Here is a 23,508-nt window from a genome sequence, read left to right as displayed (position 1 = left end):
GGGCATTCGCCAACGGTGTCCGGAGTTCCGGTGCCGCCCCCGCCCGTTGCCGTAGCGGCTAGAAGCCCGGGGGCTCCGTGTAGATGCCCCACTCCTCGCGCAGGACGTCGCAGATCTCGCCGAGCGTGGCCTCCGCCCGTACCGCGTCGAGCATCGGGCCGATCATGTTCGAGCCGTCGCGGGCGGCCGCCAGCATCGCGTCGAGGGAGGCGCGGACCCGGGCGTCGTCGCGACGGGCCTTGCGCTCGCCGAGGACCCGGACCTGCTCCCACTCGACCTCGTGGCTGACCCGGAGGATCTCCAGGTCGCCGGTGACCGAGCCGTGGTGGACGTTGACGCCGACGACCCGCTTGTCGCCCTTCTCCAGGGACTGCTGGTACCGGAAGGCGGACTCGGCGATCTCGCCGGTGAACCAGCCGTCCTCGATGCCGCGCAGGATGCCCGAGGTGATCGGCCCGATCGGGTGCTGCCCGTCCGGGTGGGCGCGCCGGCCCCGCTCCCTGATCTGGTCGAAGATCTTCTCGGCGTCCGCCTCGATGCGGTCGGTGAGCTGCTCGACGTACCAGGAACCGCCCAGCGGATCCGCCACGTTGGCGATGCCCGTCTCCTCCATCAGCACCTGCTGCGTGCGCAGCGCGATCTCGGCGGCCTGCTCGCTGGGGAGCGCGAGGGTCTCGTCGAGGGCGTTGGTGTGCAGCGAGTTGGTGCCGCCGAGGACCGCGGAGAGGGCCTCCACCGCGGTCCGTACGACGTTGTTGTACGGCTGCTGGGCCGTCAGCGAGACGCCGGCGGTCTGGGTGTGGAAGCGGAGCCACTGGGCCTTGTCGGTCTTGGCTCCGTACACCTCCTTCATCCAGCGCGCCCAGATCCGGCGGGCGGCGCGGAACTTGGCGATCTCCTCGAAGAAGTCGAGGTGCGCGTCGAAGAAGAAGGAGAGGCCGGGGGCGAACACGTCGACGTCCAGGCCGCGGGAGAGGCCCAGTTCGACGTAGCCGAAGCCGTCGGCGAGGGTGTACGCGAGCTCCTGTGCGGCCGTCGCGCCGGCCTCGCGGATGTGGTAGCCGGAGACCGAGAGCGGCTTGTACGCGGGGATGCCCTGCGCGCAGTGCTCCATGAGGTCGCCGATCAGGCGCAGGTGCGGCTCGGGCTGGAAGAGCCACTCCTTCTGCGCGATGTACTCCTTGAAGATGTCGGTCTGGAGCGTGCCGTTGAGCACGCCCGGGTCGACGCCCTGGCGCTCGGCGGCGACCAGGTACATGCAGAAGACGGGCACGGCGGGCCCGGAGATGGTCATGGAGGTGGTGACGTCGCCGAGCGGGATGTCCTTGAAGAGGACCTCCATGTCGGCGGCGGAGTCGATGGCGACGCCGCAGTGGCCGACCTCGCCGAGCGAGCGCGGGTCGTCGGAGTCGCGCCCCATGAGGGTGGGCATGTCGAAGGCGACCGAGAGCCCGCCGCCGCCGGCGGCCAGGATCATCTTGTACCGCTCGTTGGTCTGCTCGGCGTTGCCGAAGCCGGCGAACTGGCGGATGGTCCAGGTGCGGCCGCGGTAGCCGGTCGCGTGGAGTCCCCGGGTGAAGGGGTACTCACCGGGCCAGCCGATGCGCTCGAAGCCCTCGTAGGTGTCCCCGGGCCGGGGCCCGTAGACGGGCTCCACCGGGTCACCGGAGAGCGTGGTGAAGTCCGCGTCCCGCTTGCGGGCCTTGTCGTACCGGGCCTGCCAGCGTCGGCGGCCTTCTTCGATGGCGTCAGCGTCCATACCCTCGAATTTACTAGGACGTCCTAGTAAATGTCGATGGCCGACCGCCGTACGCATCTGTACGGCGGTGGAACCGCGACGGTCCTAGGCCTTGGCTGTGGCCGGCTCCGCGCCGCTGACCAGCGGAAGCGTGGCGCGGACGACGTTGCGCTCGACGAAGAAGGCGGCGAAGGGAATGGTCCCGGAGAGCAGCACCCAGAGCAGCTTGCCGAAGGGCCACTTCGCCTTGGAGCCCAGGTCGAAGGCGAAGATCAGGTAGATGATGTAGAGGACACCGTGGGCCTGGGAGACCGCGAAGGTCACGTCCTCGCCCATGTCGAACCCGTACTTGAAGACCATGCAGGTGCACAGCACGAGCAGCATGACGGCGGTGACGTACGCCATGACGCGGTAACGGGTCAGCACGCTGGATTTCATGCCGTCGAGCGTAACGGCACGTTCCGGGCGATCTTCGCGCGGGCCCTCCCTCGCGGGGAGGCTACTTCTCCTCGAAGTCCTGCGCCGCCACCCGCAGGGGCCGCAGCATCGCGAAGATCTCGGCGCACTCCTCGGCGTCGTACGCCCCGAGCCCGAAGTCCATCGCCATCAGGTCCCGGGTGGCCGCCTCGACGACCTCGCGGCCCTTCTCGGTGATCGAGGCGAGGGTGCCGCGGCCGTCGTTGGGGTTGGGCCGCTTGGCGACGAGACCGGACTTCACCAGCCGGTCCACCGTGTTCGTCACGGACGTGGGGTGGACCATGAGCCGCTCGCCGATCTTGGACATCGGCAGCTCGCCGGCCTTGGAGAAGGTCAGCAGCACCAGCGCCTCGTAGCGGGCGAAGGTCAGTCCGTACGGTTTGACCACGGCGTCGACCTCCGCGAGGAGGATCTGGTGCGCCCGCATGATCGAGGTGATCGCGGCCATCGAGGGGACGGGGCCCCAGCGGTTCTGCCAGAGCTCGTCGGCGCGGGCGATGGGGTCGAACGGGAGACTGAGCGGCTTCGGCACGCGTCGACCTTACCCACTGGTCACATGCTGGTCAGCCCCGTCTCGCACTTCGGTCGCACGGACCTCGGCCACCAGCGCCAGGACGCACACGGTACCGAGCACTCCGGCACCCACGACGACCAGGTGGACGGGGACGAACTCAGCGGCGACACCGGCGGCGGCCATGCCGACGCCCTGGATCGTCATCATGCCCGCGGTCATGAGGGTCATGGCCCTGCCGCGCTGTTCCTCGGGGACGGCGGCCACGAACCAGGCGTCGAGGCCGAGGGTGTAGGCGCCGGTGGCGCCGGCCAGGAGGAGGGCGAGGGCCGCGAGGGCGACCCCGGGCTCGACCGCGTACACGAGGAAGGGCAGCAGCCCGGTCACGACGAGCGGGACCACGATCCGCGAGCGGGTCGCGGCGCTGAGCGCGGACCCGGCGTAGAGCTCGCCCGCGATGGTGCCGACCGGCATGGCGCACATCAGGAGACCGAGCGCGGCCGGGGAGGCGCCGATCCGGTCGGCGTAGGGGGCGGCGAGGGCCTCGGGGGTCACGATGAAGAGCGGCGGCACCCAGAAGAGGAGCATGAGCGCGCGCACGCGCCGGTTCCGAAGCACGGCCCACGTCCCGCCGAGCCCTTCGCGTTTCCCGGCCGCCCGGGCCGGGCGGCGCCGCGTGCCGAAGCGCAGGAGCAGCGCGGAGGCGACGAAGGTGGCGGCGGTGATCGCGATGGCGCCGCGCGGCGGTACGACGGTGAGCAGCACGCCGCCGACGCCGAACCCGGCGAGCAGGGCGCTCTGCGAGACGATCCGCAGGAGGGACCGGCCGAGCACGAAGAGCTCGCCCTCGCCGAGGATGTCGGCGAGGGTCGCCATCCGCGTCCCGTTGAAGACGGGTGCGACGGCGGCGACGGCGCAGCGCAGCACGAGCAGGCCGGCGACGGGGGTCGCGGGCACGACCATCAGCGCGACGCAGCCGGCGCAGACGAGGTCGCAGACGACGAGCACCCGCCGGGCCGGGTACCGGTCGGCGAGACCGGCGAGCAGGGTGCCACCGAGCAGGTAGGGCAGGAAGCCGAGGGCGAAGGTGAGGGAGGAGAGGAGCGGTGAGCGGGTGAGGTCGTAGACGAGCACGGTGAGCGCGATCTCGCTGACGACGACTCCGAGCAGCGAGAGCAGGTGGGCGAGGAACACGGTCCTGAACTCCCGCACGCCGAGCACGGCGCGGTACCCGCGCGGGGCGGACGCGACCGGGGCGGCCTCGCGGACCGGTGCGGGGGTGGCCTCGCGGGGCGGTGCCGGGGTGGTCTCGCGGGCCGGTGCCGGGGTGGTCTCACGCGTCGGCGTCGGGGCGGTATCGCGCGTCGGCGTCGGGGGAGGTGGGGTTCCGGTGTCGTGCGTGGGCATGGGGCGAGCCTGGCCTCTCGTCCGCCCCGGCCCCTAGACTTTCGGCCCCAGCCGAATCTTCCCGTAGAGGCGCCCCCGTGCCGTACCACCTGCACTTCGGCGAGGCGGACCCGCTCAGGATCCGGTTCGCGCTCTCACCGCTCTGGGAGACGCACTCCGCCGTGCGGGTCCTCGCGCGCCCCCGGCAGCAGGGGTACCACCTGCCCTGGCTGCGGCGGATCCGCGGCGCGGCCGAGGGGATCGATCTCAGCCCGCTCCAACTGCTGATGCCGCTGCGGGGGCACAGCCCCGACTTCCTCTATCCGCCGCCCCTGAGACCCGCCGCCTCCTTCGAGGAGGAGATCGCGGCCGTACGGGAGACCGACCCCGCGCTCGCCCTCGACGACTTCGCACGGGCGCTCGCCGACACCCCCGGAGCCGCCGGCACCGCCGAGGGGCGGCGGATGCTGGCCGATCCCGCGGGGACCGTCCAGCGGCTCGCGGATCTGCTCCAGGAGGCCTGGGAGGCGTTGATCGCGCCCGAGTGGCCCCGGCTGCGGGCGCTCCTCGAAGCCGATGTCGCCTACCACTCCCGGCGCCTGGCCGAGGGCGGCCTGGAGCGGCTCCTCGGCGAGCTGCACCCCGGCTTCGACTGGGCCGCCGAGCGGGCCGTCCTCACCGTCGCCTACCGCGGCGAGCACGTCCGCGCCCTGGACGGCCAGGGACTCGTCCTCATGCCGTCCGTCTTCACCTGGCCCGAGGTGGTGAGCGGATTCGACCCGCCCTGGCAGCCGACGGTGGTCTATCCGGCGCGCGGGATCGGCGGGCTGTGGACCGAGGCCCGCGACCGGACCCCGGCCGTGCTCGCCCGGCTGCTCGGGAGGGCCCGCGCCGACGTGCTGTGCGCGCTGGACGAGCCCGCCGGTACGACCGCGCTCGCGCACCGCCTCGCCCTCGCACCCTCCTCCGTGTCGGCGCACCTGTCCGTGCTCCGGGAGGCCGGGCTGCTGACCTCGCGCCGGTACGGACACCAGGTGCTGTACGAGCGGACCCCGCTGGGGATCGCGCTGGCGGCGGACACGGTGTCGGACCCCGCGACGGACTGACCGCTGTGTGACGATGGCCCGGTCCGTGCCGTACCCGACCCTGGGGGCTGGATGTCCCGCCGCACGCTCTCCGCCGCCCTGGCCCTGACCTGTGCCTTCCTCCTCGCCGGATGCGGTGGTGAGGACCTGGCGGGGACCACCCCCGTCGGTCCGCCCAACACCCGCGGCGAATCCGTCGCCCCGACCGGCGGTTCCCCCTTCTGGGTCGACCCGGACAGCGACGCGGCCCGCCAGGTCCGGCAGTACGAGGCGCAGGGCCGCACGGAGGACGCGAAACTCCTCAAGCGGATCGCGGAGCGGCCGGTCGCGGACTGGCCCGCCGGCGACGATCCCGTACCGGAGATCACCAAGGCGGTGCGGGGAGCGGCGGCCGACCGGCGGACCGTGGTCTTCGTCGCGTACAACATTCCGCACCGCGACTGCGGGCTGTACTCGGCGGGCGGGGCGCACGACGCGCAGGCGTACCGGAACTGGATGGACTCCTTCGCCTCCGCCATCGGCGACGCGCCCGCGATCGTCGTGCTGGAGCCGGACGCGGTCCCGCACATCGTGGACGGGTGCACGCCGGGCCAGTACCACGACGAGCGCTACCAGTTGCTCTCCGAGGCGATCGACCGGCTGAAGCGGCAGCCGCGCACCCGGGTCTATCTGGACGCGGGCAACCCGGCGTGGATCGACGACCCGGGCAAACTGGTGGAGCCGCTGCGACGGGCCGGCATCGCGCGAGCCGACGGCTTCTCGCTCAATGTGTCCAACTTCCAGACCAACGACGCCGTGAAGGGCTTCGGCGCCCGGCTGTCCGGAATGCTGGACGGAGTCCACTTCACCGTGGACACCAGCCGCAACGGCGACGGCCCCCTCCCGGGTGACCGGAAGGAGGCCTGGTGCAACCCGCCGGGCCGCGCGCTCGGCGTCCCGCCGACCGACAGGACCGGCGACGAGCTGATCGACGCCTACCTCTGGATCAAACGCCCCGGCGACTCCGACGGCCCCTGCCGCGGCGGCCCGGCCGCCGGCACATGGTGGCCCGACTACGCGCTGGGTCTGGCCAGGAGAGCCAAGACCTGAGTGGTCGGCTCCGGAAGTCCTTCGGGGCTTGACGCGATGGGCGTGGCTGTCGGGGCGTGTTCTCAGGCGACGCGGAGGATGCTCTTGCCGTGGGTGGCTCCCTCGGCGAGCCGCTGTACGGCGGTGGCCAGGTCTGCCAGGTCGTATTCGGCGGTGATGTCCACGCGTATCTTGCCGTCTGCGACGAGAGCGAGTGCGTGGCGTGCGCTGTCGGCGAGGCGCTCGGGGTGGGTCTGGCTGAGCAGGTTGCTGTTGTAGGTCATGAGTGACGTGCCGAGCGTGAGCAGGTTGTTGGTGTCGGCCGGCACGGGGTCGTAGGTGCTGAGGTTGCCGTAGACCGCGAGTCGGCCGTGGGGCGCCAGCTGCTCCAGGGCGGCGCGGCGGGTCACGCCGCCGACCGGGTCGAGGATCACATCGAAGCGTTCGGTGCCGAGTTCGGTCGGGAACTCTTCGCGCAGCAGGACCTGGTCGTAGCCGAACCGGGCGGCGTACTCGGCCCTGGCGGTACTGCCGGCGACACCGACGATCCGGCCGGCCCCGGCCAGCCGGGCGAACTGGGCGGCGAGCGTGCCGACCGAGCCGGCCGCGGCGTGGATCAGTACGTTCTCGCCGGGCCGTACCTGCGTGATGGTGTTGATCAGGTCGTAGGCGGTCGGTGCGCCCCAGCCGAGACCTGCGGCCGTGCGCAGCGGCAGGTCGCCGATGTCCAGGCTGAGCGCGGCGGGGGCCAGGACCACCTCGGCGTAGGCGCCTGCCGTGGTCAGCGCGGCGACGGGCGCACCGATGCGGCGTGCGTCGACGCCCTCGCCGACCGCTGCGATGTGCCCGGACGCCTCGAAGCCGGGGACGAAGGGGCGCGGCACGGGGAAGTGGCCGTCCCGGACCATGGTGTCCCCCCACTGGATCCCGGCGTAGGCGACTCGGATCGCCACCTCGCCGGGGCCGGGGGTGGGCTCATCGAGTTCGGCGACCTGGTAGTGGCCCTCGGTGTCGAGGAGGACAGCCTTCACGGTTACAGCCCCTTGTGTTGACTCAGTATTCTTACAGTCGAGGACGGTAGGCATATAAGGAGCCTGAGTCAACCCATGAACCTGTCAATGGAAGGGAGTGCGTGATGGAAGCCCCGATCGAGGAGTCCCTCTGTACCCGGATCAGGCGGTCGGAGCAGGCGTTGATGGCGCACCACGAGGCGGTGCTGCGCGCCTACGGGCTGACCATGACGCAGTACACCGTGCTGCTGACCCTCTCGCGCGAAGGCGGCATGTCCGGCGCCCAGCTGGCCCGCTCCTGCGGGGTGACGCAGCAGAGCATGAGCAGCGTGCTGACCAACATGGAGACCAAGGAACTCATCCGCCGCGAGACGTCCCCGGTACACGCCAAGGTGCAGATCGCGACCCTGACCGATGGGGGTCAGGCGCTCCTTGACCGCGCCTACGAGGAGGTGATCATCCTTGAGCGCGCACTCACCGACGCGTTCACGACCTCCGAACACGCCGCGCTCTGCGAACTCCTGGAACGAGCCACCACCGTCCTGATCCAGCAGACGCGCCACGCGACAGTCCCGCCGACCGCCTGACCCTCAACCACACCTACGGCCGCGGCGGCGCCCTCTCCTTCCGTAGGGTTCGTGCATGGCAGACGAGAGCGAGCGGGCCGTACAAGCGGCTATCGGGGCGGAGATGAGACTTCTCGACCCCGACGTGCGTGCTTCGCCGGCCCTGGTCTCGGAGCTGCTGGACCCGGAGTTCGTCGAGATCGGAGCATCCGGACGACGCTGGGACGCAACGTCGATTCTCACCGTGACGAGCGCCGGTTCGGTGGTCCCGGAGTGCCCGGTGACGGTCAGCGAGATGACAGGGGTCGTACTCGCTCCCGGCATCGTTCACCTGACGTACTTCGCCGACAACAGAGGGCGTTGTGCATGGCGGAGCTCTCTGTGGCGTCTGACGGAAGCGGGCTGGCGGATGTACTACCACCAGGGCACGTTGGCGAGCTGAGCGGGCGTGACCTGGGTGTCGGCGCTTCAGCTGTCGTGGCGGGCGGTTCGGCGTTGCTCGGCGCGGTGGGCGAGCGTGCTGAGGATGCGCTGCCACGCCGGTGACGCCTCGTCGAAGATCCGGGAGAAGACCAGCTTCAGGTTCCCCGGCCGGCCGCTTTCTCGTTCGTGTCTGATCTCCCATGCGTCCAGGTCGTCGATGAGCCGGTCCAGGCGTGGATCGTGCGGATCCCAGTCGACTGTTCGATCGCAGGCGAGATACAGGCGCGTCGTCTCGGGGTCGTCGAATCTGGCGTTCTTGTCCCGTATCCGCTGCGGCATGGAGCCCGGGTCCAGCGCCTGCAGCAGGATCCAGGAGTCACGCTCGAGCCGTACCCTCCGTTCGCTGACCCCGAGGCCGCGCATCCGGTTCAGGATGGCGACCACCTCGGGGGGCAGAACGAGCCTTTCGCCGCTCGCCAGTTCGGCGATCCGGCGGCGGTATTCGGTGAGCTGGTCGATCTTGCGCTGCAGTGCGGCGTCGATGTCGGTGATGGCCGAGGCGAATTCGGTCGGCTGTGCGTGCAGCAGCGCGTCGATACGGGCCAGCGGAACTCCGGCGTCGGCGAGGGTCCTGATCCGGATGAGATCCACCGCCGCCTGTGCGCTGTAACAGCGGTAGCCGGAGGCGTCACGCTCGGGCTCGGGCAGCAGGCCGAAGTGGTGGTAGTGGCGAACGGTGCGCACGGTCACGCCGGCGGTCGCCGCGAGTTGGCTGATCGTCAGCACCGTTCACCTCTGATCGTCGGGCGTGGTTCGTGCCGAGTCTAGGGGCGAGCCGCCCGGTCGACGACGTCGCGGATCGCCTGGACCACGGCGTCGGGGCGGTCGAAACAGAGCCGGTGGTGGTGGGTGTCGGAGAGGATGCGTTGTTCCCCGTGCGAGACCGAGCTCACCAGGGCGGCGTCCATTCTCGTCCTGCCGTCACGCATCTCCTGCACCGTCCGTTCCGACGTCAGCGCCTGCTGGGCGGGGTCGTCGCCCACCACGGTGAGAGCCACCACCGGGACGTCGGGAATCTTCGGCCCGGCCCGCAGCTCGGTGGCGAGTTCGACCAACGTGCTCCGCTCGGCGATGCCGGCGCGGATCCATTCATCGCTCCCCTTGGCCTCGATCAGGGGTTGCCGCAGGTGCTCCGGGTAGTTCGCGAGCAGCTCGGTGCGCATCTCGCGCAGGGCCGGGCGCATCTGTTCGAGCTGCTCCGGGTCAGGTGCCATCCGCTCGGTCGCGGCCAGACTCGCCGCGGGCGGCATGAAGTCGTCCCAGTCGCGGTGGAAGGCGTCCAACCAGACCAGCCCGGCCACGTCCTGGGGGTACAGCTGCGCGAACCGATGCGCGTAGGCACCGCCGAGGGAGTGCGCCACCAGAACGTACGGGGCGGCGATGTCCTGGGCGCGCAGCAGCTCGTGCAGCTCCGTGGCGACCGCGGCGGCGGTGCGCGGCAGCGGGAGGGGATCGCTGTAGCCCGTGCCGCCGCGGTCGTACACCACGGCGGTGGTGAACTGCGAAACCCCTTCCTGGACACCGAAATAGTCCAGACCGACCGCGCCGGCGCCCGGCAGGAACACGACGGCCGGTCCGCCGCTGCCCGACCGATGCACGAAAATCCGGCGGCCGTCGATCTCCTGGAACCCTCCGATCGGCGGGGCGAGCCGAGCCGAGGAAGTGCTGTTCTTCGTCATACGACGAGGCTCCAACCCTGACGCACGGTCAGGGTCAAGCCCTTCCCCTGGCGTTGGCTTCAGAGGATCGGCGGGCGACCCAGCCGGGTCATACGCCATACCGTGCGCCACTTCATCGCCTCGCGGGGGCCGCACGGCGTCCGCGCACCCTCGATGAAACCGCCCCACCACGCTTTCAGGCCCGTCAGGGACCGCATCCGCACCATGGTGAGAAGGATCCACACGCCGAGATAGGCGGGAATCAAAGGCATCGGCAGTCGGCGGCGGGCCAGCCAGACACGGTTTCGGGCGGTGAACCGGTAGTGGACCGCGTGCCGGGCGGGGGAGGTCTTCGGATGCTGGAGGACGAGCTCGGGTTCGTAAAGGATCTTCCATCCCGCGTCAAGCGCACGCCATGCCAGATCGGACTCCTCGTGCCCGAAGAAGAACTCCGCCGGCCACAGGTCGATCTGCCGGAGCATGGGCATCGAGAAGGCATGGCCCCCTCCGAGGAAGGCGGTCACCGGACCGCGGCGCATCGGATCGTCCGCACGCAGCCGGGGCACCCAGCGTCGCTCCGTATGTCCGTGTTCGTCGGCAACCCTGAAGCCGATGATCCCGAGCTTCGGGTCCTCCGCGAACAGCTGCTGGACCTTCCGGAACACGTCGTCGGCGACGAGCAGGCCGTCGTCGTCCAGCTCGACGACGACATCGACCTCGCCCGATGCGAGCAGCGTCTTCAGACCGACGTTGCGGCCGCCGGGACAGCCCAGATTCTCCCCGAGCGGGACCTTGGTCGCGTCCGTCGCGACCTCGGCGAGGGGAGTCGCGTTCCCCACCAGCACCACCCGCACCGCAGGGACATCCTGCTTCTCCACCGAGGCAAGGAGAGCGTCCAGCTCCCGCGGACGGGTGCCCATGGTCACGATGACGACCCCGATACGCGGCAACGACATGGCGGCACACTCCGGTGGTCGGCAGGGTGTCGATGCTAGCGTCGCGCGGCATGGGCACCCACCCGGACCCACCTCGCCTCCGACGGGGTGCCGTCCTCGTCCGTCACGAAGAGCATGTACCAGCCGGGCGGCACCAGTGAACCGTCCAGCGGTACCTTCACCGTGATCGAGTCGCCGCTCCTCGTCAGGCCGAGGGCCACCGAGCGCTGTTCGACGTCCGTGGTGTGGGTGACGGCGCTCGGTCGCATCAGCCGGGCCTTGGTGATGCGGGCCGCGTCCTTGGTCCGGAAGGTCGCCCGGCCGTTCTGGTCGATCTCCTGCGGCCCCTCCCCCAGCGTGGGACGGTCGGCGCCCGCCCTGTGCAGATAGGGCGGGGTGAAGACCTCGATCCGCTGCTCGAACGTGCCGAGCTTGGTGTTGTCCTTGTCGTCGAAGAGCGGGTCGGAGCCGAAGGTGGCGACCCGGCCGTCGGGGAGCAGCAGCGCCTCGGAGTGGTAGTTGCGGCCGACCGTCGGCTCGGCGGCGGCGGTGAAGGCGTTGGTCTTCGGGTCGTAGAACTGCGCCTTGAGGATGTCGCTCCCGCTGCGGCCGCGGTACTCCCGCGAACCGCCGGTGGTGAAGACGGAGTCGTCGGGCAGCAGGACGCTGCTGAGGTAGCGGGTGCCCTGCGGGAGCGCGGGGCCGTCCCGGAAGACCGGGGTCTCCTTGGACAGGTCGATGATCGAGGTGCGCGGTGTGGACTTGGGGGACTCCCCCACCCCGCCGCCGCCGAGGACCATGACCTTCTGGTTCTGGACCGGCGGGAGCATGAGGGAGGCGGAGGTCTCCAGCTGGTCGGGATCGGTGAGCCCGCCGAGCCTGGTGAAGGAGTTCTTCTTCAGATCCCACAGGCCCGGTTCTCGGCCCTTCTCCGCCGGTCCGTAGCCCGCGTTGGAGCCGGTGTAGAGGAGCTGGCCGCCCTTGGTGAGGAAGAGCGCGGGATAGGTGGGGAAGTAGTGGAAGGGGCCCTTGGACCACTTCTTCGTCTTCGGGTCGTAGATCTCGTTGTCGCCGGGGACGACGTCGCCGACGTCGTTGAGTCCGGAGACGGCGAGGACCCTGCCGTCGTCGAGGGTGACGAGGGTGGGGTACCAGCGGGCGTCCTTCATCGGGGCGACGGGCATGTACTTCTCGGCCTTGGGGTCGAACTCGTACGCGCCCTTGATGCCCTGGAAGTCCTGCTTCTCGGTGGTGAGCCGCTGGGCCAGGCCGTAGACGTTGTCGACGTCCTCGCCCTTGAGGCCGACGACCTCGTACTGCGCGGCCTCGGTGGTGAGCGCCTGCGCGCCCTCCTTCCTCGCCTCGACGAAGACCCGGGCCTCGGCGGCGGTGATCTTCGTCCTCCAGGGCTTCATCTGGCCGCTCTTGAAGTACGAGATCTCGAAGTCGCGCTTGGCCTTGGGGACCGTGACGTCGAACTTGGAGACGTACTCGACGCCCGAGGGCGAGCGGAAGACGGTGCCCTTCTTGAGGGTGACGGCCTTGTCGGGGTTCTCGTTCTTGACCCGCATCCCGCCGCCGGCCTTCTTGACCTCGCCGTCGAGTATCTCGTAGCGGGCGGTGCCGCCGGCGACCAGGAGCCGGCCGTCGGGCAGCTGGGTGTGTCCCGAGCAGAAGAAGTCCTCCGGGGTGGGGATCTTCTTGAACGTGTTCTTCTTCGGGTCCCACAGGACGGTGTCGAAGGTGCCGGAGTCGAACTTCTTCTGGTCGTTGCCCGAGCCGGCGATGAGCAGGACCTTGCCGGTGTGCAGCAGGGCGGCGTGGATGGCGTTGACGTCGTATCCCCGGGGGACGTCGACGTGCGCCCAGGAGCCGAACCGCCGCTTGTAGCCGGGCTGGGAGATCTTGTACGCGTGGTACTTCTCGCCGACGAACGAGACGGTGGCGGGGGCGTTGAGCGCCGCGAGGACCAGGACGGCGCCGCTGCCGAGCAGCGTCTTCTTGAGCTTCTTCGGCGGTCGCTGTGCCATGGCTCAGTTCCCTCCGGTCGTCGTGGGCGCGGCAGTGGTGGCCGGCTTTGCGGTCGGCGTCTTCGGCACCAGGGCCGTCACCGTCTCGCCCGCCGGGGCGGGGCGGACGGCCACGGTCCTGCGGGCACTCGCCCGGGCGCGCCGGTCGCGCAGGGTCGTCCAGCACCACACGGCGACCGGTGAGAGGGCGATGACGAGGGCGAGGAGGGCCCAGGTGCGCATGGCCGCGTGGGTGTGCCCGAAGTGGACGGAGGCGATCAGCGAGGCGATGAGGACGGCCGCCCAGCAGAGATGGATCCTGAAGGTGAGGATCCGGTCGGGGCTGGCCTGGCCGCCCTTCGGGGTGACGACGAAACGGCCGCTGGTGCGCAGGACCGCGGAGAAGAGCGACGTGAGGTAGATCGGGGCACAGAGCGCGGACATCGCCATGCCGGCCAGTCCGCCGGAGCCCTCGGGTTCGTGGGGCGAGACATTGTGCCGCCGGTTCCACAGGTACAGCCCGATCTGCAGGGCGACCGCGTCGCTGTAGATCATGAGCCAGACGGCGGAGGAGACCTGGGTGCCGGACGCTCCGAGCCAGAGGAACAGCACACAGCTGAGGATGCCGAGGAACCAGTTGATCGCCGTCATCGGGTAGTAGACGAGCATCAGCGTGTAGTTGAGGAGACGGCCCGGCGGAACTCGGAAGGGCGCCTTCCAGTACTGCCGGATCAGCGTCTCGTACGTGCCCCGTGACCAGCGCAGCTGCTGGGTGAAGAAGTCGGTCCAGGAGGCCGGTCCCTCACCGACCGCGAGCACGTCGGGGGTGTAGACGGAGCGCCAGAAGCGCCCGGTGGCGGGGTTCCTGTTCCGATGCAGCTCGAAGCCGGTGGCCATGTCCTCGGTGATCGAGTCGTACAGGCCGCCGATCTGCTTGACGGCGGAGATCCGTACGGCGTTGTTGGTGCCGACGAACATGGGCGCGTGGTAGCGATTGCCGGCCCGTTGGATCAGCGCGTGGAAGAGGAACTGCTGGGACTCGGCGGCCTTGGTGACGGGCGAGTCGTAGTTGCCGTAGACCTGCGGGCCGACGACGAAGGCGACGTCCGGGTCGCGGAAGTAGCCGAGCATCCGCTCCAGGAAGTTCGGCAGCGGTATGTGATCGGTGTCGACGGAGGCGAAGAAGTGGTAGCGGCCCCCGTGCATCGCGATCCAGGCGTTGTAGTTGCCGTGCTTGGTCCTCGCCTTGTGGGCGCCGCTCTCGCGGTTCCACTCGGGGACGCCGGCGCGGGTGAAGTGCCGGATGCCGAGTTCCGCGCAGAGGGCCTTGGCCTGCTCGTCGTCGCCCTCGTCCAGGAGCCAGACGTCCAGCGGGCCGACGTGGCGGATGCGGACCGCGGCCTCCAGGGTGGCGCGGACCATGGAGAGGGGTTCCTTGCCCGGGACGTAGGTGGTGAGGAAGGCGACGCGGGTGCCCTTCTCGGCGTACACGGGTATGGGGTCGCGCGCGACCATCGTGGCGTGGGCGATGGAGGCGACGTTGACCAGCATGAAGAGGCAGATGAGGCCGATCGACACGAGCATGACGGTGTCGAACCTGATGAGCCATCGGTCACCGCCCTCGCGGACGGTCCAGTGGCTGGGCCAGACGAGGTACACGAGCAGCAGCGCGGAGAGGACCGGCGCGAGGCCCATGAGGAGGACGGCTCGTATGCGGTGGGGCTCGTTCGCGAGGAGGCTTCGGTACTGCACCTGGTAGGCGGTGGTGTCCGGTTCGGTGAGAGGACCGGCGAGTCGGCTGTAGGTGTCGTAGTCGTAGCCCTTCGGCCGCACGGTGCCTCCAGCTGCCGTCGAACAGGTCGATAACCACACGAAAGTGGAGATGCCGTGGTGTGTCGACTGGAATCGGCCGAGCGGGGGGTTTTGCCCGGGAGGCGGCGTGCAGGGCCATTCGGGTGCAGCCGCATCCGCGCGAAGCCCCCGGCCGATCGGGCCGGGGGCTTCGCGCGGATGCGTCGGGCGCGGACTCCGTCAGGACGCCGGGGGCGCGGCGGCGGTGCTCAGGGCGCAGGACCAGGGCACAGGACCAGGGCACAGGACCAGGGCACAGGATCAGGGCGCCGGATCAGGGCGCCGGGTCAGGCGGAGAGGTGGCGCTCCACGGTCTCGACCTTCGAGGTGAGTCCGTCGGTGACGCCGGGCCGGACGTCGGCCTTGAGGACGAGCGAGACGCGCGGCGCCCGTGCCTCCACGGCGGCGACGGCGCGCTTGACGACGTCCATCACCTCGTCCCACTCACCCTCGATGGAGGTGAACATCGCGTCGGTACGGTTCGGCAGCCCGGACTCCCGTACGACCCGGACGGCGTCGGCGACGTACTCGCCGACCTCCTCGCCGACGCCGAGCGGGGTGACGGAGAAGGCGACGATCACGCGTTCACCGTGCCCTCGCGGCGGGCGCGGGAGGCGATGACCGCGTCCTGGGCCTCACGCTTGAGCCTGCGCTCGGCGAAGAAGCCGCCCAGCGGCAGCACGGAGAGCACGAAGTAGAGCGCCGCGGTCTTGAAGGTCCACTTGGTGCGGTTCCAGGCGTCCAGCCAGAAGAGCACGTAGAGGACGAAGAGGATGCCGTGGATCGCGCCCATCACCGGTACCGCGTTGAAGTCCGTGGTGCGCTTGAGCACCGAGCAGACCAGCAGCAGAAGGAACGACACGGCCTCCGGCGCGGAGACGAGCCGGAGCCGGTGGAGGGAGGAGGCGGTCTTGATGTCCACGGGTGGGGTCACCTTCGTTCGATCTTGTGAACGGATGCACAAGGGCCCGTCCATTGTGCACGCCGACTTTGCTGTCCCTTTATCCGGGGCCCCCGTAACCTCGCTCCGTGGCTACGTTCCGACTCCAGGGCAGCAAAGTGCTCGCCGTCGACATGACAGGTGACGCCGTCAAGGCGAAAAACGGCTCCATGGTCGCCTACGACGGCCAGATGGCGTTCAAGAAGATGTCCGGCGGCGGCGAGGGCCTGCGCGGCATGGTCACTCGCCGGCTCACCGGTGAGCAGATGGAGATGATGGAGGTGAAGGGTCAGGGGACCTGCTGGTTCGCCGACCGCGCCTCCGAGATCAACCTCGTCTCGCTGCACGGCGACAAGCTCTGGGTCGAGGCGAGCAACCTGCTCTGCACCGACGCGGGGCTGCGCACCGGCACGACCTTCACCGGGCTGCGCGGCGGAGCGACCGGCAACGGCCTCTTCACGACGACCGTCGAGGGCACCGGCCAGGCGGCGATCATGTCCGACGGCCCGGCGGTGGTGCTGCGGGTGAGCTCGCAGTACCCGCTCTCCGTCGACCCCGGCGCGTACATCGCCCATCAGGGCAACCTCCAGCAGTCCTTCCAGTCCGGTGTGACCTTCCGCACCTTCCTGGGCGAGGGCGGCGGCGAGGCGTTCCAGATCCGCTTCGAGGGCGACGGACTCGTGTACGTGCAGCCGAGCGAGCGGAACACGATCGGGGGTGACGTCTGAGATGCCCTTCCGCGAGATCAACTCCAAGATGGTCGAGGCCACGGTCGTACCGGGGCAGCGCATGTTCAGCCAGCGGGGCGCGATGCTCGCCTACCGCGGCGACGTCACTTTCACGCCGAACATGGCCGGCGGCCAGGGCGGCGTGATGTCGATGATCGGCCGCCGGGTGGCGGGCGAGGCGACGCCGCTGATGACGGTCGAAGGCAATGGCACGGTGATGTTCGGGCACGGCGGCCACCACATCCAGGTGATCCGGCTGACCGGCGACACCCTCCACGTCGAGGCGGACCGGCTGCTCGCCTTCGACGGCACGCTGGAGCAGGGCACGATGTTCATGGGCTCCCAGGGGGGCGTCATGGGCATGGTCCGCGGCCAGGTCACGGGCCAGGGGCTCTTCACCACGACGCTGAAGGGCCACGGCGCGGTCGCGGTCATGGCGCACGGCGGGGTGATCGAGCTGCCGATCACGCCGGGGCGCGCGGTCCATGTGGACCCGCAGGCGTACGTCGCCCACCACGGGGACGTACGGAACAAGCTCTCCACGGCGCTGGGCTGGCGCGACATGGTGGGGCGCGGCTCGGGCGAGGCGTTCCAGCTGGAGCTGAGCGGCAGCGGTGCGGTGTACGTCCAGGCGTCGGAGGAGAAGCTGTGAGCGCCCCCGTGATCCATGACCCGATGACGCTGCCGTCGGACGACAACGTCAACCCGTACACCTTCTGCGTGGAGCTCAAGGGCTCCCAGTGGTTCCTGCAGAAGGGCAAGATGATCGCCTACTACGGGCGGATCGACTTCAACGGCATCGGCCACGGCCGGCTCGACCGGCTGGTCCGTACGTCCTTCCACTCGCCGCTGCACGCGAGCGACTGGGTCGTGGCGGAGGGCAGCGGCAAGATGCTGCTGGCCGACCGGGCCTTCGACGTGAACTCGTACGATCTGGACGAGGGCAACCTGACGATCCGTTCGGGCAATCTCCTCGCCTACCAGCCGACGCTGGCCCTGAAGCAGTCGATCGTGCCGGGCTTCGTGACGCTGATCGGCACGGGCAAGTTCGTGGCGGCCTCGAACGGTCCGGTGGTCTTCATGGAGCCGCCGCTGCGGGTGGACCCGCAGGCGCTGGTGGGCTGGGCGGACTGCCCTTCGCCGTGCCACCACTACGACCACGGCTACATGACGGGGGTCATGGGCGGCGTACGGGCGCTGACGGGCATCGGCGGGACCTCGGGCGAGGAGCACCAGTTCGAGTTCGTGGGCGCCGGTACGGTCCTGCTCCAGTCGACGGAGCTGCTGATGGCGGAGCGGGCGGTCGGTGCGACCCCGGCCCAGGCGGGCGTTCCCGGGGGCCACGGACCAACCGGTTCCGGCCAGGGCCAGCACGGATCGGTACCGCGTCTTCCCGGTCAGCTGGGGGACCTGCAGCGTCGCTTCGGCCTGTGAGCGGTAGTCTGCGGAGAGTGACGCGTCGAACACACTCCCAGAATTCGTCAAGTATTCAACTTCTTAGGTAGAATCCATACATGGAGACCGAGACGGCCACCCCCTGGCTCACCGATGCCGAGCAGTGCGCCTGGCGCACGTATCTGGACGTCAACAGAATGCTGATGTACCAGCTGGAGAAGGACCTCCAGCCCTTCGGCCTGACGATCAACGACTACGAGATCCTGGTGAACCTGTCGGAGTCGGCGGAGCGGCGGCTGCGGATGAGCGACCTGGCGTCGGCCACCCTCCAGTCCAAGAGCCGGCTCTCCCACCAGATCACCAGGATGGAGAACGCCGGCCTCGTCCGGCGCGAGAACTGCGAGTCCGACCGGCGCGGGCTGTACGCGGTGCTGACCGACCAGGGCATGGAGACCATGCACAAGGTCGCCCCGCACCACGTCGAGTCGGTGCGCAAGCACTTCATCGACCAGCTCAGCCCGGAGGCCCTCGGCGACCTCCACGAGTCGCTGAAGCCCATCTCCGAGCAGCTGCGCGGACGGCGCGGCAAGCCCTGACCTGACACAGTCGGCGCGCCCTGTCCGCCGACATGCGAGAAGGGCCTCCCCGGCCACCGGGGAGGCCCTTCTCGCTGTCAAAAAAACGCGCCGCTCAGTTGCCCGTCAGGCTCGCGATCAGTTCGTCCGAGGCCGCGTACGGATCCAGCTCCCCCGCCACGATGCGCTCCGCGAGCGCGTCCAGGCGGCGGTCGCCGTGCAGGTCGCCGATGCGCTCGCGCAGGGCCGTGACCGCGATCGTCTCGACCTCACGGGCCGAGCGCGAGCGGCGCCGCTCCGCGAGGACACCGTGCTCCTCCATCCACGCGCGGTGCTTCTCCAGGGCCTCGACGACCTCGTCGATGCCCTCGCCCCGTGCCGCGACCGTCTTGACGATCGGCGGGCGCCAGTCGCCCGGGCCGCGCGCCTCGCCGAGGCCCAGCATGTGGTTCAGCTCGCGGGCCGTCGCGTCCGCGCCGTCCCGGTCCGCCTTGTTGACCACGTACACGTCGCCGATCTCCAGGATGCCCGCCTTCGCGGCCTGGATCCCGTCGCCCATGCCCGGGGCGAGCAGCACCACGGAGGTGTCGGCCTGCGAGGCGATCTCCACCTCCGACTGGCCGACGCCCACCGTCTCGACGAGGATCACCTCGCAGCCGGCCGCGTCCAGGACGCGGATCGCCTGCGGAGCCGCCCACGCCAGACCGCCCAGGTGGCCGCGGGTCGCCATCGAGCGGATGTAGACGCCCGGGTCGGAGGCGTGCTCCGACATGCGGACCCGGTCGCCGAGGAGCGCGCCGCCGCTGAAGGGGGAGGACGGGTCGACGGCCAGGACGCCGACCCGCTTCCCGGCCCTCCGGTACGCGGCGACCAGCGCCGAGGTCGACGTGGACTTGCCCACGCCGGGCGAGCCCGTCAGGCCCACCACGTACGCACCGCCGGTCAGCGGCGCGAGCGCCGCCATCACCTCGCGCAGCTGCGGGGACGCCCCCTCCACGAGCGAGATCAGCCGGGCCACGGCCCGCGGCCTGCCCTCCCGTGCCTGGGCGACGAGTTCGGGGACGTCCACCATTGCCGATGCTCCTTAAGTGACGGGCTACTTGCCGGGTACGCGAACGATCAGAGCGTCACCCTGACCGCCACCGCCGCACAGCGCCGCCGCGCCGACACCGCCGCCGCGCCGCTTCAGCTCCAGCGCGAGGTGCAGCACCACACGGGCGCCGGACATGCCGATGGGGTGGCCGAGCGCGATCGCGCCGCCGTTGACGTTCACCTTTTCCGGGGTAACGCCCAGGTCCTTCATTGACTGGACGGCGACCGCCGCGAACGCCTCGTTGATCTCGATGAGGTCGAGGTCCTCGACGCCCAGGCCCTCCTTCTTCAGGGCGTGCTGGATCGCGTTGGACGGCTGCGACTGCAGCGAGTTGTCCGGCCCCGCCACGTTGCCGTGGGCGCCGATCTCGGCGATCCACTCAAGGCCCAGCTCCTCGGCCTTCTCCTTGCTCATCACGACCACGGCGGCGGCGCCGTCGGAGATCTGCGAGGAGGTGCCGGCGGTGATGGTGCCGTCCTTGGCGAAGGCCGGGCGCAGCTTGCCGAGCGACTCGGCGGTCGTCTCACCGCGGATGCCCTCGTCCTTGGAGAAGACGACCGGCTCGCCCTTGCGCTGCGGGATCTCGACCGGGGTGATCTCGGCCTCGAAGATGCCGTTCTTCTGCGCGGCGGCCGCGCGCTGGTGCGACAGCGCGGCGATCTCGTCCTGCTCGGGGCGGGCGATGCCGAGGCGGGTGTTGTGCTTCTCGGTGGACTCGCCCATGGCGATGTTCTCGAAGGCGTCGGTCAGACCGTCGTACGCCATCGCGTCGAGCATCTCGATCGCGCCGTACTTGTAGCCGTCGCGGGACTTCGGCAGCAGGTGCGGGGCGTTGGTCATCGACTCCTGGCCGCCGGCGACGACGATGTCGAACTCGCCGGCGCGGATCAGCTGGTCGGCGAGCGCGATGGCGTCGAGGCCGGACAGACACACCTTGTTGATGGTGAGGGCCGGGACGTTCATCGGGATGCCGGCCTTGACGGCGGCCTGGCGGGCCGGGATCTGGCCGGCGCCCGCCTGGAGCACCTGCCCCATGATCACGTACTGCACCTGGTCGCCGCCGATGCCGGCCCGGTCGAGCGCGGCCTTGATGGCGAAGCCGCCCAGGTCCGCACCGGAGAAGGACTTGAGGGAGCCGAGCAGCCGTCCCATGGGCGTGCGGGCGCCCGCGACGATCACTGAAGTGGTACCGGTCGTTCCAGACATGAGGCACAGCCCCTTGAGATGAGGAGTGAACGAGGGTTTACCGCCAATGTACTGAGCGGTGCCGTACCCGGTCACCGGGCAGCCGGTGTGATCGCGCGCACGTTGCGTAACCACCTTCCGAGCGCTGCACTGGGACCATGCTGACGCGAATCGACCACATCGGGATCGCCTGTTTCGACCTCGACAAGACTGTCGAGTTCTACCGTGCGACCTACGGTTTCGAGGTGTTCCACTCCGAGGTGAACGAGGAGCAGGGTGTCCGCGAGGCCATGCTCAAGATCAACGACACCTCGGACGGCGGCGCCTCCTACCTCCAGCTCCTGGAGCCCACCCGCGAGGACTCCGCGGTCGGGAAGTGGCTGGCCAAGAACGGCGAGGGCGTGCACCACATCGCCTTCGGGACCGCCGATGTCGACGGCGACGCCGCCGACATCCGTTCCAAGGGGGTACGGGTCCTCTACGACGAGCCCCGGATCGGCTCCATGGGCTCCCGGATCACCTTCCTCCACCCCAAGGACTGCCACGGCGTCCTGACCGAACTCGTCACCTCCGCCGAGCCGTCGGGGGACCACTCCTAGGTCCACTCCTCGGCGGAGCACTGACCTCCGGATTCCTGGCCCGGTAGAGTGGGCGGCTCCGGGCCGGGGCCGGTCGGTGCCGCATGCCATGCGGCGTCGAAGTCGGGGTATCCGATCTGCCACCATTCCCCGGGGGGCCCGTTCTCCGGGGAACGGATCTCATTGGAGTGTTGCGACCAGGGGACGGATGGGACCGCGCAGTGCGGGGCTACGAACGCCAGGAGAGCCACCGAGCTGAAGACGACCATCTTTCGCGGTTCGAAGCCGAGATGGACCGGCTGAAGACCGAGCGGGAGAAGGCCGTCCAGCACGCCGAGGACCTCGGTTACCAGGTCGAGGTCTTGCGCGCCAAGCTCCACGAGGCGCGCCGCACGATCGCATCCAGGCCCGCCTACGACAGCGCGGACATCGGCTACCAGGCCGAGCAGCTGCTCCGTAACGCCCAGATCCAGGCCGACCAGCTCCGTCAGGACGCCGAGCGCGAGCTGCGCGAGGCCCGCGCCCAGACCCAGCGCATCCTGCAGGAGCACGCCGAGCACCAGGCACGGCTCCAGGCCGAGCTGCACGCCGAGGCGGTCCAGCGCCGCCAGCGTCTGGACCAGGAGCTGGCCGAGCGCCGCCAGACCGTCGAGGCGCACGTCAACGAGAACGTCGCCTGGGCCGAGCAGCTGCGCGCCCGTACGGAGTCCCAGGCCCGCCGGCTGCTGGAGGAGTCCCGCGCCGAGGCCGAGCAGTCGCTCGCCGCCGCTCGCGCCGAGGCCACCCGGCTCGCCGAGGAGACGCGCCAGCGCGTCGGCTCGGAGGCGGCAGCCGCCCGTGCCGAGGCCGAAGCGATTCTGCTGCGCGCCCGCAAGGACGCCGAACGGCTCCTGAACGCCGCCTCCACCCAGGCGCAGGAGGCCACCAGCCACGCCGAGCAGCTCCGTTCCGCGACCACCGCCGAGACCGACCAGGCCCGCCGGCAGGCCACCGAGCTGTCCCGCGCCGCCGAGCAGCGGATGCAGGAGGCCGAGGAGAAGCTCCGCGAGGCCCGGTCGGAGGCCGAGAAGGCGCTGACCGAGGCGAAGGAGGCGGCCGCCAGGCAGCTGTCCTCCGCGGATTCGGTCAACGAGCAGCGCACGCGTACGGCGAAGGCGGAGATCGCCCGGCTCGTCGGCGAGGCCACCAAGGAGGCCGAGGCCCTCAAGGAGGCGGCCGAGGAGAAGCTCCGCGAGGCGACCGCCGAGGCCGAGAAGCTGGTCTCCGAGGCGGCCGAGAAGGCCCGTACGGTCGCGGCCGAGGACTCCGCCGCCGCCCTCGCCAAGGCGGCACGTACCGCCGAGGAAGTCCTCACCAGGGCGTCCGAGGACGCGCAGGCGACCACCCGCAAGGCGTCCGAGGAGGCCGAGCGCATCCGCCGCGAGGCCGAGGCGGAGGCCGACCGGCTGCGCAACCAGGCCGAGGAGCAGGCCGACGAGCTCCTCGGCTCGGCGAAGGACGACACCAAGGAGTACCGCGCCAAGACGGTCGAGCTGCAGGAGGAGGCGCGCCGGCTGCGCGGCGAGGCCGAGCAGTTGCGCGCGGAGGCCATCGCCGAGGGCGAGAAGATCCGCGGCGAGGCCCGGCGCGAGGCCGTCCAGCAGATCGAGGAGGCGGCCAGGACCGCCGAGGAGCTGCTGACCAAGGCCCGTACGGACGCCGACGAACTGCGCGCGAGCGCGGGCGCCGAGAGCGAGCGGGTCCGGTCCGAGGCGATGGAGCGCGCCCAGACGCTGCGCACCCAGGCCGAGGAGACCCTGGAGCGCACCCGCGCCGAGGCCGAGCGGATGCGGGCCGAGGCCGAGGAGCAGGCCGAAGCCGTCAAGGAGGCCGCCGAGAAGGCCGCGGCCGAGCTGCGCGAGGACGCCGAGCGGGCCGCAGCGGCGCGGGCCGCGGCGGCGGCCGAGGAGCTGACCCGGCTGCACACCGAGGCCGAGTCGCGGGTCGAGAGCGCCGGCCGGGAGCTGGCCGAGGCGCGCACCGAGAGCGAGCGCATCCGGCGCGAGGCCGCCGAGGAGACGGAGCGGCTGCGCACCGAGGCCGCCGAGCGGATCCGTACGCTCCAGGCGCAGGCCGAGCAGGAGGCCGAGCGGCTGCGCACGGAGGCCGCGTCGGACGCGTCCACCGCGCGGGCCGAGGCCGAGGCCGCGGCCGTACGTCTGCGCACGGAGGCGGCGACGGAGGCCGAGCGGCTGAAG

General features: G+C 70.4%; 24 protein-coding genes. 10 read left to right on the top strand and 14 right to left on the bottom strand.

The window, feature by feature from the left end:
* Positions 1–58 precede the first annotated feature (58 nt).
* The 4 genes from J7E93_RS33630 to J7E93_RS33615 all read right to left on the bottom strand — a co-directional run bounded on the left by J7E93_RS33630 (position 59) and on the right by J7E93_RS33615 (position 4,133).
* A complete protein-coding gene (locus J7E93_RS33630) occupies positions 59–1,759 on the bottom strand; it encodes a methylmalonyl-CoA mutase (protein WP_215073832.1) in 1,701 nt (566 codons plus the stop codon).
* 84 nt (positions 1,760–1,843) lie between these two features.
* Positions 1,844–2,176 (bottom strand): DUF3817 domain-containing protein, encoded by a 333-nt coding sequence (locus J7E93_RS33625; RefSeq protein ID WP_215073831.1) that lies wholly within the window; start codon positions 2,174–2,176, stop codon positions 1,844–1,846.
* Positions 2,177–2,237: 61 nt separating this feature from the next.
* The gene (locus J7E93_RS33620) at positions 2,238–2,747 is read right to left on the bottom strand and encodes a MarR family winged helix-turn-helix transcriptional regulator (protein WP_215073830.1); all 510 of its coding nucleotides are present in this window, start codon (positions 2,745–2,747) and stop codon (positions 2,238–2,240) included.
* A gap of 9 nt (positions 2,748–2,756) precedes the next feature.
* On the bottom strand, positions 2,757–4,133 hold the full coding sequence (locus J7E93_RS33615; RefSeq protein ID WP_215073829.1) for an MFS transporter: 1,377 nt from the start codon (positions 4,131–4,133) through the stop codon (positions 2,757–2,759).
* 77 nt (positions 4,134–4,210) lie between these two features.
* On the opposite strand from J7E93_RS33615, the gene J7E93_RS33610 reads away from it, so the two are divergent.
* Positions 4,211–5,218 (top strand): DUF5937 family protein, encoded by a 1,008-nt coding sequence (locus J7E93_RS33610; RefSeq protein ID WP_215073828.1) that lies wholly within the window; start codon positions 4,211–4,213, stop codon positions 5,216–5,218.
* A gap of 51 nt (positions 5,219–5,269) precedes the next feature.
* Positions 5,270–6,286: a glycoside hydrolase family 6 protein gene (locus J7E93_RS33605; protein ID WP_215073827.1), complete on the top strand. Its 1,017-nt coding sequence runs from the start codon at positions 5,270–5,272 to the stop codon at positions 6,284–6,286.
* Positions 6,287–6,348: 62 nt separating this feature from the next.
* Here the strand turns inward: J7E93_RS33605 and J7E93_RS33600 are convergent, their stop codons facing one another.
* Positions 6,349–7,296 carry a zinc-binding alcohol dehydrogenase family protein gene (locus J7E93_RS33600; protein WP_215073826.1) on the bottom strand — a complete coding sequence of 316 codons (948 nt, stop codon included), beginning with the start codon at positions 7,294–7,296 and terminating at the stop codon, positions 6,349–6,351.
* A gap of 104 nt (positions 7,297–7,400) precedes the next feature.
* Here J7E93_RS33600 and J7E93_RS33595 point away from each other — a divergent pair, with 104 nt between their 5' ends.
* Both J7E93_RS33595 and J7E93_RS33590 read left to right on the top strand, forming a co-directional pair.
* Complete coding sequence (locus tag J7E93_RS33595) at positions 7,401–7,862, top strand: MarR family winged helix-turn-helix transcriptional regulator (protein ID WP_215073825.1); 462 nt, start codon at positions 7,401–7,403, stop codon at positions 7,860–7,862.
* 55 nt (positions 7,863–7,917) lie between these two features.
* Positions 7,918–8,283 carry a DUF4440 domain-containing protein gene (locus tag J7E93_RS33590; protein WP_215073824.1) on the top strand — a complete coding sequence of 122 codons (366 nt, stop codon included), beginning with the start codon at positions 7,918–7,920 and terminating at the stop codon, positions 8,281–8,283.
* 26 nt (positions 8,284–8,309) lie between these two features.
* Here J7E93_RS33590 and J7E93_RS33585 read toward each other — a convergent pair whose 3' ends face one another.
* The 7 genes from J7E93_RS33585 to J7E93_RS33555 form a co-directional block, all read right to left on the bottom strand.
* Positions 8,310–9,050, bottom strand: coding sequence for a MerR family transcriptional regulator (locus J7E93_RS33585; protein WP_215073823.1), 741 nt, complete (start codon positions 9,048–9,050; stop codon positions 8,310–8,312).
* Between the two features lie 38 nt (positions 9,051–9,088).
* Positions 9,089–10,003, bottom strand: coding sequence for an alpha/beta fold hydrolase (locus tag J7E93_RS33580; protein ID WP_215073822.1), 915 nt, complete (start codon positions 10,001–10,003; stop codon positions 9,089–9,091).
* A 59-nt stretch (positions 10,004–10,062) separates the two neighbouring features.
* Complete coding sequence (locus J7E93_RS33575) at positions 10,063–10,938, bottom strand: glycosyltransferase family 2 protein (RefSeq protein WP_215073821.1); 876 nt, start codon at positions 10,936–10,938, stop codon at positions 10,063–10,065.
* Positions 10,939–10,973: 35 nt separating this feature from the next.
* Complete coding sequence (locus J7E93_RS33570; RefSeq protein ID WP_215073820.1) at positions 10,974–12,947, bottom strand: kelch motif-containing protein; 1,974 nt, start codon at positions 12,945–12,947, stop codon at positions 10,974–10,976.
* Between the two features lie 3 nt (positions 12,948–12,950).
* The gene (locus J7E93_RS33565; RefSeq protein ID WP_215073819.1) at positions 12,951–14,759 is read right to left on the bottom strand and encodes a glycosyltransferase family 2 protein; all 1,809 of its coding nucleotides are present in this window, start codon (positions 14,757–14,759) and stop codon (positions 12,951–12,953) included.
* A 305-nt stretch (positions 14,760–15,064) separates the two neighbouring features.
* The gene (locus J7E93_RS33560) at positions 15,065–15,358 is read right to left on the bottom strand and encodes an MTH1187 family thiamine-binding protein (protein WP_215073818.1); all 294 of its coding nucleotides are present in this window, start codon (positions 15,356–15,358) and stop codon (positions 15,065–15,067) included.
* Positions 15,355–15,699 (bottom strand): DUF3817 domain-containing protein, encoded by a 345-nt coding sequence (locus tag J7E93_RS33555; protein WP_215073817.1) that lies wholly within the window; start codon positions 15,697–15,699, stop codon positions 15,355–15,357. The genes J7E93_RS33560 and J7E93_RS33555 overlap by 4 nt, the downstream gene beginning before the upstream one ends.
* A gap of 107 nt (positions 15,700–15,806) precedes the next feature.
* On the opposite strand from J7E93_RS33555, the gene J7E93_RS33550 reads away from it, so the two are divergent.
* From J7E93_RS33550 to J7E93_RS33535, 4 genes are all read left to right on the top strand, one after another.
* Positions 15,807–16,445: an AIM24 family protein gene (locus J7E93_RS33550; RefSeq protein WP_215073816.1), complete on the top strand. Its 639-nt coding sequence runs from the start codon at positions 15,807–15,809 to the stop codon at positions 16,443–16,445.
* Between the two features lies 1 nt (position 16,446).
* Positions 16,447–17,097, top strand: coding sequence for an AIM24 family protein (locus J7E93_RS33545; protein WP_215073833.1), 651 nt, complete (start codon positions 16,447–16,449; stop codon positions 17,095–17,097).
* Positions 17,094–17,879: an AIM24 family protein gene (locus J7E93_RS33540; protein WP_215073815.1), complete on the top strand. Its 786-nt coding sequence runs from the start codon at positions 17,094–17,096 to the stop codon at positions 17,877–17,879. Before J7E93_RS33545 ends, J7E93_RS33540 begins: the two co-directional genes overlap by 4 nt.
* 80 nt (positions 17,880–17,959) lie before the next feature.
* On the top strand, positions 17,960–18,436 hold the full coding sequence (locus tag J7E93_RS33535) for a MarR family winged helix-turn-helix transcriptional regulator (protein ID WP_215073814.1): 477 nt from the start codon (positions 17,960–17,962) through the stop codon (positions 18,434–18,436).
* A gap of 94 nt (positions 18,437–18,530) precedes the next feature.
* On the opposite strand, the gene meaB is transcribed toward J7E93_RS33535, so the two are convergent.
* Positions 18,531–19,487, bottom strand: coding sequence for a methylmalonyl Co-A mutase-associated GTPase MeaB (meaB, locus tag J7E93_RS33530; protein WP_215073813.1), 957 nt, complete (start codon positions 19,485–19,487; stop codon positions 18,531–18,533).
* Positions 19,488–19,511: 24 nt separating this feature from the next.
* A complete protein-coding gene (locus J7E93_RS33525; RefSeq protein WP_215073812.1) occupies positions 19,512–20,714 on the bottom strand; it encodes an acetyl-CoA C-acetyltransferase in 1,203 nt (400 codons plus the stop codon).
* Positions 20,715–20,851: 137 nt separating this feature from the next.
* On the opposite strand from J7E93_RS33525, the gene mce reads away from it, so the two are divergent.
* Complete coding sequence (gene mce / locus J7E93_RS33520; protein ID WP_215073811.1) at positions 20,852–21,292, top strand: methylmalonyl-CoA epimerase; 441 nt, start codon at positions 20,852–20,854, stop codon at positions 21,290–21,292.
* Positions 21,293–21,492: 200 nt separating this feature from the next.
* A partial coding sequence (scy, locus tag J7E93_RS33515; protein ID WP_308368869.1) for a polarized growth protein Scy occupies positions 21,493–23,508 on the top strand: 2,016 nt, incomplete at its 3' end.

The organism is Streptomyces sp. ISL-36 (assembly GCF_018614205.1).
In the GTDB taxonomy this organism is placed as follows: domain Bacteria; phylum Actinomycetota; class Actinomycetes; order Streptomycetales; family Streptomycetaceae; genus Streptomyces.
This window is presented reverse-complemented; position numbering and strand designations above follow the sequence as displayed.